The 14,361-nt window shown below is 37.6% G+C and carries 14 protein-coding genes and 1 tRNA gene; 3 read left to right on the top strand and 12 right to left on the bottom strand.

What is annotated here, in order from left to right:
- The first annotated feature begins 25 nt into the window (after nucleotides 1-25).
- Nucleotides 26-1,114 (top strand): hypothetical protein, encoded by a 1,089-nt coding sequence (locus B7E04_RS12150; protein ID WP_080778900.1) that lies wholly within the window; start codon nucleotides 26-28, stop codon nucleotides 1,112-1,114.
- Nucleotides 1,115-1,277: 163 nt separating this feature from the next.
- On the opposite strand, the gene B7E04_RS12145 is transcribed toward B7E04_RS12150, so the two are convergent.
- The 6 genes from B7E04_RS12145 to B7E04_RS12120 form a co-directional block, all read right to left on the bottom strand.
- Nucleotides 1,278-1,362 (bottom strand) — tRNA-Ser (locus B7E04_RS12145).
- A 191-nt stretch (nucleotides 1,363-1,553) separates the two neighbouring features.
- Nucleotides 1,554-1,985 carry a hypothetical protein gene (locus tag B7E04_RS12140; protein ID WP_080778899.1) on the bottom strand — a complete coding sequence of 144 codons (432 nt, stop codon included), beginning with the start codon at nucleotides 1,983-1,985 and terminating at the stop codon, nucleotides 1,554-1,556.
- Between the two features lie 2 nt (nucleotides 1,986-1,987).
- Nucleotides 1,988-2,335 carry a hypothetical protein gene (locus tag B7E04_RS12135; protein ID WP_080778898.1) on the bottom strand — a complete coding sequence of 116 codons (348 nt, stop codon included), beginning with the start codon at nucleotides 2,333-2,335 and terminating at the stop codon, nucleotides 1,988-1,990.
- A gap of 71 nt (nucleotides 2,336-2,406) precedes the next feature.
- Nucleotides 2,407-2,979 carry a DUF6624 domain-containing protein gene (locus tag B7E04_RS12130; RefSeq protein ID WP_080778897.1) on the bottom strand — a complete coding sequence of 191 codons (573 nt, stop codon included), beginning with the start codon at nucleotides 2,977-2,979 and terminating at the stop codon, nucleotides 2,407-2,409.
- Nucleotides 2,980-2,983: 4 nt separating this feature from the next.
- Nucleotides 2,984-3,559, bottom strand: coding sequence for an AAA family ATPase (locus B7E04_RS12125; RefSeq protein ID WP_080780672.1), 576 nt, complete (start codon nucleotides 3,557-3,559; stop codon nucleotides 2,984-2,986).
- Nucleotides 3,560-3,675: 116 nt separating this feature from the next.
- Nucleotides 3,676-4,254 carry a hypothetical protein gene (locus tag B7E04_RS12120; protein ID WP_080778896.1) on the bottom strand — a complete coding sequence of 193 codons (579 nt, stop codon included), beginning with the start codon at nucleotides 4,252-4,254 and terminating at the stop codon, nucleotides 3,676-3,678.
- Between the two features lie 169 nt (nucleotides 4,255-4,423).
- On the opposite strand from B7E04_RS12120, the gene B7E04_RS12115 reads away from it, so the two are divergent.
- On the top strand, nucleotides 4,424-7,234 hold the full coding sequence (locus B7E04_RS12115) for a TonB-dependent receptor (protein ID WP_080778895.1): 2,811 nt from the start codon (nucleotides 4,424-4,426) through the stop codon (nucleotides 7,232-7,234).
- Nucleotides 7,235-7,238: 4 nt separating this feature from the next.
- Nucleotides 7,239-8,276, top strand: a complete 1,038-nt coding sequence (locus B7E04_RS12110) for a phytase (RefSeq protein ID WP_080778894.1) — start codon at nucleotides 7,239-7,241, stop codon at nucleotides 8,274-8,276.
- Nucleotides 8,277-8,515: 239 nt separating this feature from the next.
- On the opposite strand, the gene B7E04_RS12105 is transcribed toward B7E04_RS12110, so the two are convergent.
- The 6 genes from B7E04_RS12105 to B7E04_RS12080 form a co-directional block, all read right to left on the bottom strand.
- Nucleotides 8,516-8,788, bottom strand: a complete 273-nt coding sequence (locus tag B7E04_RS12105; RefSeq protein WP_080778893.1) for a hypothetical protein — start codon at nucleotides 8,786-8,788, stop codon at nucleotides 8,516-8,518.
- Between the two features lie 39 nt (nucleotides 8,789-8,827).
- A complete protein-coding gene (locus tag B7E04_RS12100; RefSeq protein ID WP_080778892.1) occupies nucleotides 8,828-9,127 on the bottom strand; it encodes an NTF2 fold immunity protein in 300 nt (99 codons plus the stop codon).
- Nucleotides 9,128-9,220: 93 nt separating this feature from the next.
- Nucleotides 9,221-9,649 carry an outer membrane protein assembly factor BamD gene (locus B7E04_RS12095; RefSeq protein WP_080778891.1) on the bottom strand — a complete coding sequence of 143 codons (429 nt, stop codon included), beginning with the start codon at nucleotides 9,647-9,649 and terminating at the stop codon, nucleotides 9,221-9,223.
- A 36-nt stretch (nucleotides 9,650-9,685) separates the two neighbouring features.
- On the bottom strand, nucleotides 9,686-10,156 hold the full coding sequence (locus B7E04_RS12090; RefSeq protein ID WP_080778890.1) for a hypothetical protein: 471 nt from the start codon (nucleotides 10,154-10,156) through the stop codon (nucleotides 9,686-9,688).
- Nucleotides 10,157-10,474: 318 nt separating this feature from the next.
- Nucleotides 10,475-10,990, bottom strand: coding sequence for a hypothetical protein (locus B7E04_RS12085; protein WP_139785393.1), 516 nt, complete (start codon nucleotides 10,988-10,990; stop codon nucleotides 10,475-10,477).
- The gene (locus B7E04_RS12080) at nucleotides 10,968-14,360 is read right to left on the bottom strand and encodes a DUF6443 domain-containing protein (RefSeq protein WP_080778888.1); all 3,393 of its coding nucleotides are present in this window, start codon (nucleotides 14,358-14,360) and stop codon (nucleotides 10,968-10,970) included. Before B7E04_RS12080 ends, B7E04_RS12085 begins: the two co-directional genes overlap by 23 nt.
- Nucleotide 14,361: the final 1 nt, after the last annotated feature.

The raw sequence follows: 14,361 nt of genomic DNA, 5'->3' as shown, positions 1-14,361 counted from the left end.
CTGAGGTTCAAAATATAAATCCAAAATGAAATATTTCTTTTCCTTTTATGCCTTTTTTCTTTTTGTAACTATGCATGCCCAGCATCATCCTCAATATGTACCTTTTAAGTTTGGTGGTGAAACCGGTATCATGAATGTATCAGGAACTGAATACAAGGAACCGGGCTATTTAAATGATTTTGGAAATTATTACCTGGCAGGTGATTTTCAGGCTTATATCATCAATAAAAATGAAGACTCGGATTTTGTGATGGATGCCTTATCCGGAAAAGAAATCCTATCCGGAAAACTGGATACCGACTGCGGTCCTTTAAAAATAGGAAATGACAACTATTATCATTTCAAACTCGAAGGAAGTTCTGCATTATTCGCCGCCGGAAAGCCTGTTATTATGCTTAAAGAACATTATCTTAAAATAGAGCCTAATGCTCATTCATGGGATAATGAGTTTTTAAATGATAAGCAGTTTATCTGGGCATTAAAGAATGACAACACCTATGATATTCTTGATGTTAACCGGAATTTTTCCCCGGTAAAAGGTCTGCCTTCTTTCAAAAGCTTTGATCTGTTATTCCGCACCAACAAAGATGCTCCTCCTACCCTTATTGGATTTGCCCTGGGAGACGAAACGGCCAGACAACGCGAATTTGGCCAGCAATATGGTATCCCGCAATCCGATAAAACTGTGGAACTCTATGATCTTAATTTTAAGAAAATAGGCGATAGTCCTTATCGCCAGGCTTCTGTTTCCAGGCTGTTCAAAACGGAGATCCAATTCAGAGGAGGAATGATGGAACCTCCCAGCTTAAAGAATCAGATAATCAGATCAGATCAAAAAACAGTGGTTTTGAACCAGGAATTCAGCCTGATCCCTTCTGATAATCAGCCCGGTCAGCTCATATTGGTAAACACTCAGAAGAACTCCACTCCTGTCCTGGGCAATGACAAGTTTGATTACCGGTACATCAGTACTTCAAAAAACTTAAAAGCTCTTCTTCAGATAAGACATGCCCAAAGCGGAAGCTTTTTTTATTTTGACTTTAACGGGACTTATTTTCCAAAGGGCACCCCGATGATCCCGGAAAAATACAGGCAATGGAAGCAGAATAAATAACTAATATTTGAAGTATTAAGAGGACTTTCTTTTCGGTAACTGAAATTCTCCGTGTGAATACATTTAATAATTTCAAGAAGGATAAATTTACAGAATGAAATAAAGAAAGGATAATATGATAAAAAAAGCCTACTGGTAATCAGTAGGCTTTTCTTATAATCAGCGGAGAGTGAGGGATTCGAACCCCCGGACCTGTTACAGTCAACAGTTTTCAAGACTGCCGCAATCGACCACTCTGCCAACTCTCCTGAATAACGGCTGTACCGTCGTTTTCAGTGGTGCAAATATATAAAGTTTTTTGAAACTGACAAAATATTTTTTCAGCCCATGATTAAAAAACATTTAAATGCTGCATGAACCGGTTTTTGCTCATCAGGAATTTACAGTTGAAAAGGGACTTTGAAAAGCCTGGAACAGAATAAGATCCAAAGAATCCCGCTTATTTTGCCTGGCCTATATCCAATCGGGCAAATTTTCCTTCATTATTTTTGTGGAAGCGGAAAAATACCGGAAATGTGCCCCACTTCCCTACCTGAAAGTTTCCATAAATTTCTTTTCCATCATCTCCCACCCTGTCAATGGTGAGAAATTTTTCTTTTCCAAGGGCATTGGCAAAGAAAGATTTAAAATCTACGGTATTACCATCGTCTGTCATTGCCGGATTGTCTGTAAAAAAGCTATACCAGCTCTGGTTACCATCCTGCAACGCCTGTACAGCATTTCTTACGGTTTCATCTGTTATTTTTGATAGGTCCATATTCTTTTGTCTTTGTGTTGTATTTGTCTTTTGAGTGCCTTTTTCAGGGGTTTTCTGGCCGCATGCCATACATGACAGGCATAATACGGCTGTGAGTAGAAGATGTTTTTTCATACTTATTGTTTTAAAGGATGCTGTAGAAAAATAATGAGCAGGTTGAGAAGCAAAAACGGCAGTTCAATCATTACGCCTTTAAAATCCCGGTCCTGGAGGTGAAAGCATATGATCAGCAATATGCCTGCGGCCATGAGAAAATTTCCCCAGACAAATGTTTTAGGGAATAAGATCATTACAGCGGCTATCATCGTTATGGCCCCGCTGATCATCAGCCCAGTCTTGTCGAACCCCCATTTTCCAAGTAAGGCAGCCATTTCAGGCTTTCCTGTAAACATCGCCAGTCCCTGCTTAATTCCCATAAAAACGGCGGCAAAGATGAGTATGGCATTGATAATTTTTAAGATCATTGGTTTGTTTTTATACAAATATGCATAAAATGACGGATATATAAATGGTGAATTTTTCGGAAATTAAATCATCACTCAAAATCAGGGAGCCATCCTGTTTTTATTCTCCATGCGGTATAATCAGCATCTTTTCTGTCTATTTCCGGGATATTTTCAGGATCAGGAATCGCATTGATTTTTTCCTGCGAAAAAGGCATAAGATTTACTTTACGCCGTTCTGCGTTCAATCTGTTTTTATTTTCAACCGGATACGGGAGTCCATCTGCCATCATCTGCGTTCCATACCGTTGCGGTTCCCCCTGGAAAAACTGAATCCGGTCATGCAGATAGGCGATATTGGACGGCTTGATATCATCACTGTTTTCGATCATTAGCTGGCAGCACCATTTCATAAATTCCGGTTCGCCGATTGAATGCTGAATAATGAGCCATGCAGCATCGCTGGCTTCCGCTCCTACTTTTGAAATGGTAGGAAATCCTATTTTTTCAATGATTTCCCTGAGCTGAGCTGCATTTTCTTTATGAACCTGCTCCATTTCAGGATGATATCCGCCTGAAAGTTGGCCCTCCGAAGCCAGCTTTTCCCGTACTGAAAGATCTTTTTCAGCCAATTCAAGGATCTGGTTTGAAAATAGTTCATTCATTTTATCAATTTTTTAACCGGTTGATATTTTTCAGTACGAATGTACATCTGTTCTGCACACTACCTTTTGGGACTTCAATAACTTCGTATCCATATCTGAGGTAGGTTTTCTTCATTTCCTGAAAAGTAAATACTGCTTCATTCCAATCCTGTTTCCGTTCTGTATCATTTTCATAAATCTCTTTCCATGGCGGAAGGATAAATACATTTCTGTTATAGATAACTTCCCGGATCTTTTCTTCTTTTTCCTTTGAAACCGGAATATTTTCCATATTCATGTAACAAATGGTATCAGGCAGTCCGCGGTCAAAGAAAACTATTCCGGTGGCTGCTTTATCTTTGATTTTTTGATAGGTATGCACGGAAGCCTCAAACATCAGCCGGGCATAATATTCCTTGTTCTGCCAGGGAAGCCCGTCACCATTGATCATGAGCTGTTCTTTGATGATTTTTCTTGCATCTTCATCAACTGTCAAAAAACCACTCCTTTCCAGCTCATTCAGCAGCGTGGTTTTACCGGCACCGGGACCGCCGGTGATCACAAAAAACTGATCTGACAGATTATGTTCTGTTTGTAACATCAATTTATTTTTCAACTTATTAATAGTAATTTCCATCTGCAAGTGCAAAAATAACGGTAGCAGCCATTTCAATTTAGGCTGAAATCCTATATTTTGATTGGAATATTCAAGATCACCTATCGATCATTTTTTACCATTTCACCATATTTTTCCGTATAGGTTCTGAACATTTCTGCGCGGGTTGATAAGTGATACACTTCATTACCATTAATCACCAGCTTTTCGGGAGCTTTCCCGTTACAATGACTTCCTTTGGAATATAATGCTTTATTCAGTTCCTTAAAATTTCTTTCCGCTTCTTTCTGTGAAGGAAATTCATAGACCCAAATAACGAAATCAGGGTAAAAATCTTTAGTTCCCTTTTCCGGCTTACTGCTTTTTGCAAAATATTTTCTGATCCCATTACCTTCAACTATTTTGATGCTGTTTTCTTCACAATTATTATAGGACATTCTACCCGGTTTTTGAGACTCAAAACTAAAACCGCTCCTTTCTAGTTCCGCTTTCAGGTTGGTAATAAGTTGGGTATTATCTTCCATATTCCTTGTATAAATAGTATCGTACACCGTAAGCTTATCCGGCATTTGTTCAATGGATCGGATGGTATCATCAGCTTTTTTCCACTTATCTTTTTTACTTTCACTGCATGAAAAAATAAATATGAACAGCGGAAGATACAAACTGCATTTTTTCATGAGAGTTTTGTTTTTTTACAAATTACAAAAAATACCATGAGATTCCGGTAAAATAATTCAGATTCCAGTATGTTTAACTGTTCACAAATCCTTAAAGCAATCGTAATGTAGATTTCAAGCCATTGCCCAAACAGACGTTTAATTTTGTTCATCTTTAATATACTGTACAGTGAAGAAAATTTTTACCTCTGTTTTATTTTGTGCTTCCATATTCTTTTATGCACAAACCGGTACTCTTTCCGGAAATATAAACGATGATTCCAGATTATCCCTGCCAGGCGCTAAGATCAGCCTTGCACCGGGGAATATCTATACTACTTCGGACGATCATGGAAATTTTGTGTTCCTGAATGTTCCTCCGGGAAATTATACCATGACCGTAGATTATCTGGGCTATGGAACCAATGAATACCAGGTCACCGTAGAATCTGACAAGAATACCCGGCAGAATATTATTTTTATCCGAAAAGAAACCGCCATTGCCGAAGTGGTTGTCAGCGGATCTACACTGAAAAACCAGGCAAGAGCCTTAAATAAACAGAAAAGCAATGCCAATATTACCAATGTGATTTCCTCCGACCAGATCGGGCGTTTTCCGGATGCCAATATTGGGGATGCCTTAAAGCGTGTTCCGGGAATTACGATACAAAACGACCAGGGAGAAGCCAGAAACCTGATTATCAGAGGTCTGGCTCCCAACCTTAATTCTGTGACCTTAAACGGGGACCGGATTCCTTCAGCGGAAGGCGATAACCGGAATGTACAGATGGACCTGATTCCTTCTGACATGATCTCTACAATTGAGGTTAATAAAACCCTTACTCCAGATATGGATGCCGATGCCATCGGTGGTTCTGTAAACCTGATCACCAGGGCTTCCCCGAACGGACAGCGAATTTCAGCCACATTGGCGGGAGGTTTTAACCCGATCCGTGAAAAAGGAAATTATACCGCAGGATTTGTATATGGAAACCGTTTTTTAAACAAGAAATTAGGAGCTGTCTTCAGTTTTTCCTACAACAATAATAATTTCGGATCTGATAATATCGAACCGATATGGAGCCTTGCAGAAGATGCTGCACAAACGGCTTACATCAGCAAAATGGGCATCCGTTACTATAATGAGCACCGTATCCGCCACAGTTTTGACCTGAATATGGATTATGAATTCAATTCAAAAAACAAAATCTATGCTTCCGCCATGTATAATTTCAGGACGGATAAGGAAAACAGGTTTGCATTAGGTTACAAAATAAAACCGGTCTACAATGATGAGGAAACGGAAATCACAGGCTGGAAAGGAAGCATCACGAGACAAAATAAAGGCGGTGATTCAGATAATGACAATACGCGTCTTGAACGTCAGAAGGTACAGAACTATGCTTTAAGGGGAGAACATCTCCTGGGTTCCAAAATAGATCTTGACTGGTCTATGAACTATGCCACCGCCAGTGAAAAGAAACCGCATGAACGTTATATAGAGTTTGAGAACGGCGAAATGAATTTCTCTTCAGATCTCAGCGATCCGCGAAGACCGATGATCACTCCCCTGTCTGCTGATAATTTAGGGGTTTATGAATTAAGTGATCTTTCGGATGCCAACAGCTTTACGCAGGAAAAAGAATTCGGGGCAAAAGTGAATGTCCGTTTTCCGTTTTCTGTGATTGAGGATCAGAAAGGAAGGCTGCGTGCGGGTCTGCGTCTCCGTTTAAAGGAAAAAGAGCGGAATAATGATTATTATGCCTTTGAACCATTGAATGATATGGGAAGCCTCCTGTCCGTTCCTACGGTTCATTTTGACGGTCATAATTTTCAGCCAGGTAATTACGTTCCGGGAACTTTTGTGGATCCTTCTTATCTTGGACATCTGGATCTTTTTAATCCTAATCTGTTTAACGGGGAATTGAAACCGGAAGAGTTTCTTTCCAGCAACTATACGGCTAAAGAGAATATCTACGCCGGATACCTGAGATGGGATCAGGATTTCAGTGATAAATTCTCGATGATTGTCGGAGCCCGTTTTGAGACTACAAAAATAGATTATACCGGAAATTATGTGCTGGATGAGGAAGATCTTGCAGGAAAACTGAACCGTACGAATACGTATACGAATATCTTACCGAATCTATCCTTCAAATATGTTCCGGTACAGGATCTTATTTTGCGTGCTGCGTTTACAACCGCTCTCGCCCGCCCGAATTACTATTCACTGGTTCCATACCTGAGTGTAATTTCAGCAGATGAAACCATTGCGGCCGGAAATCCTGATTTGAAAGCAACCTATGCTTATAATTTCGATTTTATGGCGGAGAAATATTTTAAATCCGTGGGGATTCTTTCGGGAGGCGTCTTTTATAAAAATCTTAAGGATTTTATTTATACCTATTCTAGAAGAAGCTATACAGCGGGAGATTTTGCCAATGATTTTGCGGGACAGTCCAATCCTATTCCGGCCGGAGAAAGCAACTGGCAGTTTACGCAACAGCGAAATGGCGATAATGTAGATATTTACGGTTTTGAAGTGGCCCTTCAACGCAAGCTTGATTTTATTCCGGGGGCTTTCTGGAAAGGACTTGGCGTGTATGTGAATTATACCTACACCAAATCAAAGGCGAAAGGAATTACGAATGAGGATGGCGTTGAAAGAACGGATGTAGGGCTTCCCGGAGCGGCTCCGCATATGTTCAACGGATCTCTTTCATGGGAAAACAAACGTTTTTCGGCCAGGGTTTCTATGAATTATGCGTCTCATTATATTGATGAACTGGGTGGAAATTCGTTTGAGGATCGTTATTACGACAAACAGGTTTTCCTTGATGCGAATGCTTCGTATAAGGTTACGAGCCACCTGAGAGTTTTTGCGGAAGCCAATAATTTAACCAACCAACCGTTACGGTATTACCAGGGTATTCAGAGCAGAACCGCACAGGTGGAATATTACAGACCGAGATTTACGCTGGGATTGAAATTTGATTTTTAAACGCATGAAAAAATTACCATTGATTATAACCGCTGCAGTGCTTCCTTTTGTGGTAAGCTGCACGGCACAACACTTAGGAAAAACATTAAAGCCAACCGTCATTACTGAAACAGTGATGCATGACACTGATGATCCTGCGATCTGGATCCATCCTGAAGATGCTTCAAAAAGCATCGTTATCGGGACTGACAAAGACACGGACGGAGGTCTGTACGCCTTCGACCTGAGTGGAAAGATCGTCAACAAAGTTACAGGACTGAAACGCCCCAACAATGTAGACCTGGAGTACGGCTTTATGCTGAACGGAAAGAAAACGGACATTGCAGCCATTACGGAAAGGGAAACGAATATGGTAAAGCTTTACAGCCTTCCAGACCTGAAAGAAGTGGGTTCATTTTCTGTATTCGACGGTGAAACGGAACGCGGCCCGATGGGAATTTCCATGTATAGAAATCCTGGAAGCGGGGAAATTCATGCCATCGTGGGAAGGAAATCCGGCCCGGCTGACGGTTATCTGTGGCAGTATAAGCTTTCTGAGAAAGATGGAAAAATCACCGGTGAAGTTGTTCGTAAGTTCGGAAAATACAGCGGTCTGAAAGAGATTGAAAGTATTGCAGTAGATGATGAAGCGGGTTATATTTATTATTCTGATGAGCAGTTCGGGGTGCATCAGTATTATGCAGATCCGGCGAAAGGAAATGAGGAGCTTCTGGTTTTCGGTAAAGATGATTTTAAATCTGATGTGGAAGGAATTTCTATCTATCCTACTTCATCGCAGACCGGCTATATTCTGGTTTCAAACCAGCAAAAAGATACGTTTAATGTATACCTCAGAGAAAATCCTGCGAAAGGAAAAATTGCAGAGATACCGGTTTCTACCAGTGAAAGCGACGGCTCGGAGGTAACGAATGTGAATCTGGGACCTCAGTTTCCAAATGGTGTATTTGCCGCAATGAGCAATGGAAGGGTTTTCCATTTTTATGACTGGAGAGTGATTGAGGAAAGAATAAAAGATCAGATGAATGCTGTGAAAGGAAAATAGTTTTTAACCATTAAAAGAACATAAGAGTTTAAGAATATGAAGGGAGCTTCGCTTTTGTGATTTATTCCGGAATTTTTAATCTTTGATATCAAAAACCTCCGGAATTTTGTCCTGAGGTTTTTTTTGTTTATTTAACGGGTTTCTTTGATCAACAGCTGCCTCATTCCAGGATTCTCAATCATCGGGAGGCTTCTATTATTTAATGTCAAGATTAATGAATGATGATTTTTTTAAATTGATTATACTATTCTCAACTTCTGTTCTTCATTAAGCTCAAGAATATCTTGTATCAAATCTTCATTTACGGTATCTAAATCAAAAGTAAAAGCTATATAAGACTGCTTCCCGATAAGAACCTCGTTAATATCCTGTACAGGAAGTTGTACATTATCATTGATCACTATAAAATTAGATTGATCAATTCCCTTTTCAGCCCAATTACTTATGGATCCGGCTATGACTATTTTCTTTCTTAAGTTTAATATAAAGGTTCTTTTAACTATCAAAATCATCGTCAATACTTTAAATTTTTTTTTGCAGAGGCCATACAACTATTTTCCATGCGTATATTCAATCACTTCTTTGGTTTTTACATTTATTTCAGCATAGGCAACACCTCCTATTGCTACTGATTTAGGAAATGTTCCATGCACAATCCAGATACTGTCGTTTTTCTTTTCCGCAACGAATGGTTTTTGCCCACTAATTTGAGATTTACCATAAACTTCGTTCCATTTTCTTTCAGCAAGAATAAGTGCAATCTCTTTATCAGATCCAACGATTTCGCTTTTGTTTCTTGTTCTATTCTCACAACAAGAAAATAAGATGAATAATAAGATGTAGTTTTTCATAATGATCCGCTTAATTAATTCAAAATCTTCAAAAAGCCTTTTTATCTTTTAATTGTTCTGCAGGTAAGCCTGGCACTTTGGTATTATCAATTTCTAAAGGCTAACATTATTTCTTAATGCCAGCTCTTGTATCTTATAAACGGTAGTTTCTTCATTAATAAACCCTTCTTTTATATCAGTTAATAATTCTTCCAATGTTACTTTATAAAGATTAGTTGCATTATAAGATAAAAAATTGATGATTTCATTCAAAGCATTATCATAATCTTCTAGTCCACAACAAGATAAATATTTTATTTGAGACGCATATTCATTATTGTTGTTCATAAGTAATAATTTATCAGCTGTATCAATGGCTAGATTATATTTTTTTACCATATACAAGGAATATGCTAAAAACAGCAACCTATACTGCTCTTCCTTCCAAGATAATTCATTCAAATTTTCTAAAGAAATAATGGCTAGTTCATATTGTTCATTATCTACTAAATCTTTGGCTTTTTGCAATTCAATACTCATCATTTATGTATATTCTACGATGGAGCTGTGGTACAAAATCTAAAATTCAATTTGTTTGTTGTAATCAATTTCTGATATGTTAATTCCCTGAATTTCCATAAGCTTTTTGCTGTACTGAGTTTTAACAATGATCTCCAATATATTTTTTGGCAAGTTTTTCAATTTCAATGGATGTTTTGGGCTAGCAACTAAATGATACCGAGAATCTAAAAACTGAACAGGGCAAGCTTTATCAAAAGAATACAGACCTTTTTTTGCCATCAATACATAATCTTCTAAATACCTATCATTAACTTCCGAACCCAATATATTATCTAATTCCGGATTGATTATTACTTCTGATGTTTCAGGCAAGTTTCTAAAATAATGGGCTAATACTTGACGATTTTCTTCAGATTCAGCCACTGAACCGGGCAGCTTCCCACCACCAGAAGCCATAAACCCAATATATTCACCATCGGTTAAAAACCAATCGATGTCCATTGTTTGTTGTTCTATCTCTGTTATCATATATTAATTTATTATGGCTATTTGTGATTATCAATACGGAAAAGTGATTAAAAAATCTTTTGTTGATTTTAACTATTTTCATTTTCATTCAAACCAAAATGATGATGAAGACCTACTTTTTTTTGGGGACTTAACTTGGCATTCCAAGATGGTCTCTGTATTTAAATATAGCTATTTTCTATAAAAACTATAAAAGCATTCTGTAGCAACAAATTTTAAAACTAATAAAACAAAGCTTTTTTAACACAAAACCCTCGTAAGTTACGAGGGTTTGTTTTTATTAGCTCACAGTCGGGAGACTTTGCATAGCATTTCTTTTTATTTTAATATTTCTGGTTCTAAATTTGATAAATGAGGATTTTTATTTATACTTTTTTTATTTAAATCTCCGTAGTAAATAATTTCTAATTCTGGTTGCCATTCTATAAAATCTCGTCGTATTTCAAGTTTTTTATTGTCAAAAGAAAGTATTACTCCTTTTTTAGCATCATTTTTTATTCTTTTAGGAATATTTTTAAACAAAGACTTGCTAGTTAAAACATCTTTATCATAAAAACATATAATATTAGAGTATAATCCTACCTTTTCTTTTAATTTACCATTATTTAAATATTCTAAAGCTGAATTTTTAGAAATATCCATTATTTTAACATTTGAATTTTGTTTATTTATTACAACAGCAAAAGGGGGTTCTCCTGTCATATTAACAAATTCAAATTTATAATTATTAATTAATGAAAAGATTTCTGTACCTTCATTCTGCTTAACCTGAGATGAACAAGAAACAAAAAAAAGTATAGTTATTATTAATCTAGTAATTTTCAACTTTTTCATATTTGACATTATCATATTTATACGCCGTTCCTCCTGAATTTGGAACATATACGTGTCTATTAATAGGCTGCCCTTGTGAATTTACAGGATAATTTGTAGCACCTGCTGCATCTCCTACCTTAGAGGTTTCAACTAACTGACTACTTCTGTTATATGAAGATGGTGTTGGTAGTCCAAACTTATGAGAATGATCAATAGTAGTTACTACATTACCTGCATTTTCAAGAGCTTTTCCTACATCAGAAGCCTGCACTTCATTTCTTTCGCCGTTTGTAAAAAGCATTGTCTTTTCATTTGCTGATGCATCAGTATATTCTATCTTAGCATATTCAACCTTAGAATGATCTGCTATAGCTTTGAATGCTTCGTGCCCTTTTTCTTGATCGTTAACAACTAGAGCTTGTGTTCTTCCATTACCTTGTGCTAATTCTGCGTTTTCTCCAATATTTACTCTTACTCCTGTTTCATTACCTTTTTTATCCACCATTACGATGACATCTTCTCCCGCTTTTTCAACTTGTGTAATTTTACCGCTTGGATCAACTCTAAACTCATCATCATTTTCTATAGCCATTCTACCATCCGGATCAATAAAACGTATCGGATTATTAAAAGCATAATTATATGGGCTATGTCTTGTCATCTTCTCCGCCAGCGGATCCACCACACTCCATCTTCCCAGATCCGGCATGTACATTCTTGCGCCATAATCATACATTCCTGTCTCCTGCAATTCTTTGCCGTTGTACTTATATTGGTATGGCACAAGCCCTCCGGTAAGATTGTTATATCCTTCATGCTTTAAACCAAAAGGATAATAATTATTTTCTTCCGTAATATTTAAATGGGATGTTTCCTTATTTAAATTATAGCTTAGTCTTACATTTCCTAAATGATCTGTATAATTGTAAATATACTGATTATTTCTAAAACTAAAATAACCTTCTGAGGTCGGAATAAAATCAAGACCAAAAGTTTTATTATCATTGTAATCAGAATATTGAAATGTATCAATATAATGAACCCGGTATGTTTCGTTCGGAATTATAAAATATGATTCTTTTTCTATCTTAACTCCATCAGCTCTATATTTATAGGAATAATTACCATAAGAGTAACTAAATTTGTTAGCTAAATTCAGAAAGTTATACTGTATATCAGTAATTCCCTTATCCTTGTGAGAGATCATATTTCCATTATCATCATAAGTTATGTTATTATGATTCGCAAAATACGGATACCCACTGTTGTTTCCTATCTGTTCTTCGGTAACTTTTGTAAGCCTGTTTCCAGTATAATCATATTTGAGATTATCTATTAAGAGCGCAATAGTACTGCCTGTCAATAAACCGGCAGATCTTTGCAATCTTGAAATATTTCCATTAAGATCGTAATTTATTTTCTCAAAGTATTCCTTTGCAGAAGGGTTATTATTCTGCTGATAAAAACCTGCAGTTAATCGGTTTAAATTATCATAGACATATCCATACCTTCTAAGATTATCATTAGGTGCAGTTGAGGTCTTCCAATCTATTTCTGCAATATTACCATTGTATTTCGGTTTTACTTTTAAATCCATATAATCAATGTTGGGGTTTTCCAATCCTTCTACTTGATTATACTTAATCTTATATCCGAAAAGATCTGTTCCTAAATTAGCGGGATCATTAATCTGAGTCATCCAGCCTCTGATATTGTATTTGTAATCTACGGTCTGAAGTGCAGACCCTAATGTTATTCCACCTACTTTCTTGGATTCTAGCTGGGAAAGTTCATTGTAGGTATTTTGAGCCAGAATTTCCTCAGGATTGCTGTCTATTTTATGTTTATGGACAAGAAGCCTGTTTTGATGATCATAAGTAAAGTTTTCAGTAATTACTCTTTCCGTTTCTGTATCCAGCCTTTTATGTTTGGTAACAACAGTTTGTGGAGTTCCTGAAAAATCCAGTTTAGATTCTGTCTTGGTATAACCTCCCAAATGATTAACGGAATGGGTTCCTATCGCACGACCTTTGATATCATACCACGTGTAGTTTCTGGTCCATCCATAATCACTGGCGTCGGTATTTTTTACATAACTGGCAGTAAGCATCCCTTTTGTACTTATCGTAGAATTTTGAGCATTTTCCTGTAAAACATCAGTTCCCAGGATCTGGGATGGAACGGCCGGTGATCCCGCCGGATAGGTATTATAATAAGTAAGACTCAGAAAATTATATACTTTATCATATTGAGGATAACCGGAGCTGACAGAATAATAAACGTCCATTCCGCTGTAGTTCACAGAAACAGAAGGTAGCCGGATCTCATTATTGCTGCCCTTGGTGTCTGCATAATTCTGTTCTTCTAACCGGGAGATTCCCACCACCTGAGAGCTTCCCATAGCCTGAGATATTCCGGTCATGATCACTCTTGAAAACTGATCATATTTAGTGTACATCCATTGGCCTTTTTTTCGCAGCTCGGCATCCTGGGTTGCTACCAGCCTGTCCTGCTTGTCATACACCATAGATTCCCAGCCTTTACCCGGAAGTTTCTTTTCTACCAAGCGGTTTCTGCCGTCATAGTGGTATTGGTAGCACAGTTCATCATGCTTTAAGGTATTGGTGGCAATATCACCGCGGATACTGGCTAATGGCGGAATAACAAACGCCAGCTGATTATATTCATTATACACATAATAAGTATCTGCATATTCATCAGCAGCAATTACTTTCCTGGCCAGGATAAGCTGTCCCTGACCATTTTTGAATTCTACCGTTTCATTACCGTCTTCATCTTTCACAGAATTTTTATAAAGCTGCCCGTCAGTATACAGCCAGTTTTCACCCAAAACAGATTGGGTGGCACCGTTTTCCCAGGTGGTCACAGTGGTGAACTTTTTAACTCGGTCTGCTACGGTAACAGCATTGTAGCTAAATTTGACGGGTTTAGTGTTCCATGCATTTCCCACTTGTTTCTGCTCTAAAACTCTGTCTAAAGGCGAGTTTTCGAATACTTTTTCTGCATAGATTTTCTCAGAGCCATAAATATCGGGTTGATTGGCATTAGCCAGTGAAGAAGGTACAATTCCTCCGTTCATGGTTCCTGCCTGTGGAACAGGTAAAAAATCTAATACCTGTCTTCCGAATCCATCATATTCTATGTGATTAACGACATCTCTTCCTTTGGGGGAGGCTTTCACATTAACAACCTGTTTGGGTCTGCCTAATCCATCTAAGTACTGAACGGTTTCTGAGGTTTTGGTAGGCGTTGTTCCATTGTAGTCCAGGTAAGTTTTGGACTGAATATAGTTTTCTCCCTGGGTAAGCTGGGCATGAGCTGAATGAGCTATCAGCAGCAGTCCGATGGGGATGATGAGTTTTTTCATA

The sequence above is a fragment of the Chryseobacterium phocaeense genome (assembly GCF_900169075.1).
Lineage (GTDB): Bacteria > Bacteroidota > Bacteroidia > Flavobacteriales > Weeksellaceae > Chryseobacterium > Chryseobacterium phocaeense.
This window is presented reverse-complemented; position numbering and strand designations above follow the sequence as displayed.

What these genes read in the sequence shown, in the direction of transcription:
- B7E04_RS12150 (WP_080778900.1), top strand. Translation starts at nt 26, where the DNA reads ATGAAATATTTCTTTTCCTTTTATGCCTTTTTTCTTTTTGTAACTATG.
- B7E04_RS12140 (WP_080778899.1), bottom strand. Translation starts at nt 1,985, where the DNA reads ATGAAAAAACATCTTCTACTCACAGCCGTATTATGCCTGTCATGTATG.
- B7E04_RS12135 (WP_080778898.1), bottom strand. Translation starts at nt 2,335, where the DNA reads ATGATCTTAAAAATTATCAATGCCATACTCATCTTTGCCGCCGTTTTT.
- B7E04_RS12130 (WP_080778897.1), bottom strand. Translation starts at nt 2,979, where the DNA reads ATGAATGAACTATTTTCAAACCAGATCCTTGAATTGGCTGAAAAAGAT.
- B7E04_RS12125 (WP_080780672.1), bottom strand. Translation starts at nt 3,559, where the DNA reads ATGTTACAAACAGAACATAATCTGTCAGATCAGTTTTTTGTGATCACC.
- B7E04_RS12120 (WP_080778896.1), bottom strand. Translation starts at nt 4,254, where the DNA reads ATGAAAAAATGCAGTTTGTATCTTCCGCTGTTCATATTTATTTTTTCA.
- B7E04_RS12110 (WP_080778894.1), top strand. Translation starts at nt 7,239, where the DNA reads ATGAAAAAATTACCATTGATTATAACCGCTGCAGTGCTTCCTTTTGTG.
- B7E04_RS12105 (WP_080778893.1), bottom strand. Translation starts at nt 8,788, where the DNA reads ATGATTTTGATAGTTAAAAGAACCTTTATATTAAACTTAAGAAAGAAA.
- B7E04_RS12100 (WP_080778892.1), bottom strand. Translation starts at nt 9,127, where the DNA reads ATGAAAAACTACATCTTATTATTCATCTTATTTTCTTGTTGTGAGAAT.
- B7E04_RS12095 (WP_080778891.1), bottom strand. Translation starts at nt 9,649, where the DNA reads ATGATGAGTATTGAATTGCAAAAAGCCAAAGATTTAGTAGATAATGAA.
- B7E04_RS12090 (WP_080778890.1), bottom strand. Translation starts at nt 10,156, where the DNA reads ATGATAACAGAGATAGAACAACAAACAATGGACATCGATTGGTTTTTA.
- B7E04_RS12085 (WP_139785393.1), bottom strand. Translation starts at nt 10,990, where the DNA reads ATGAAAAAGTTGAAAATTACTAGATTAATAATAACTATACTTTTTTTT.
- B7E04_RS12080 (WP_080778888.1), bottom strand. Translation starts at nt 14,360, where the DNA reads ATGAAAAAACTCATCATCCCCATCGGACTGCTGCTGATAGCTCATTCA.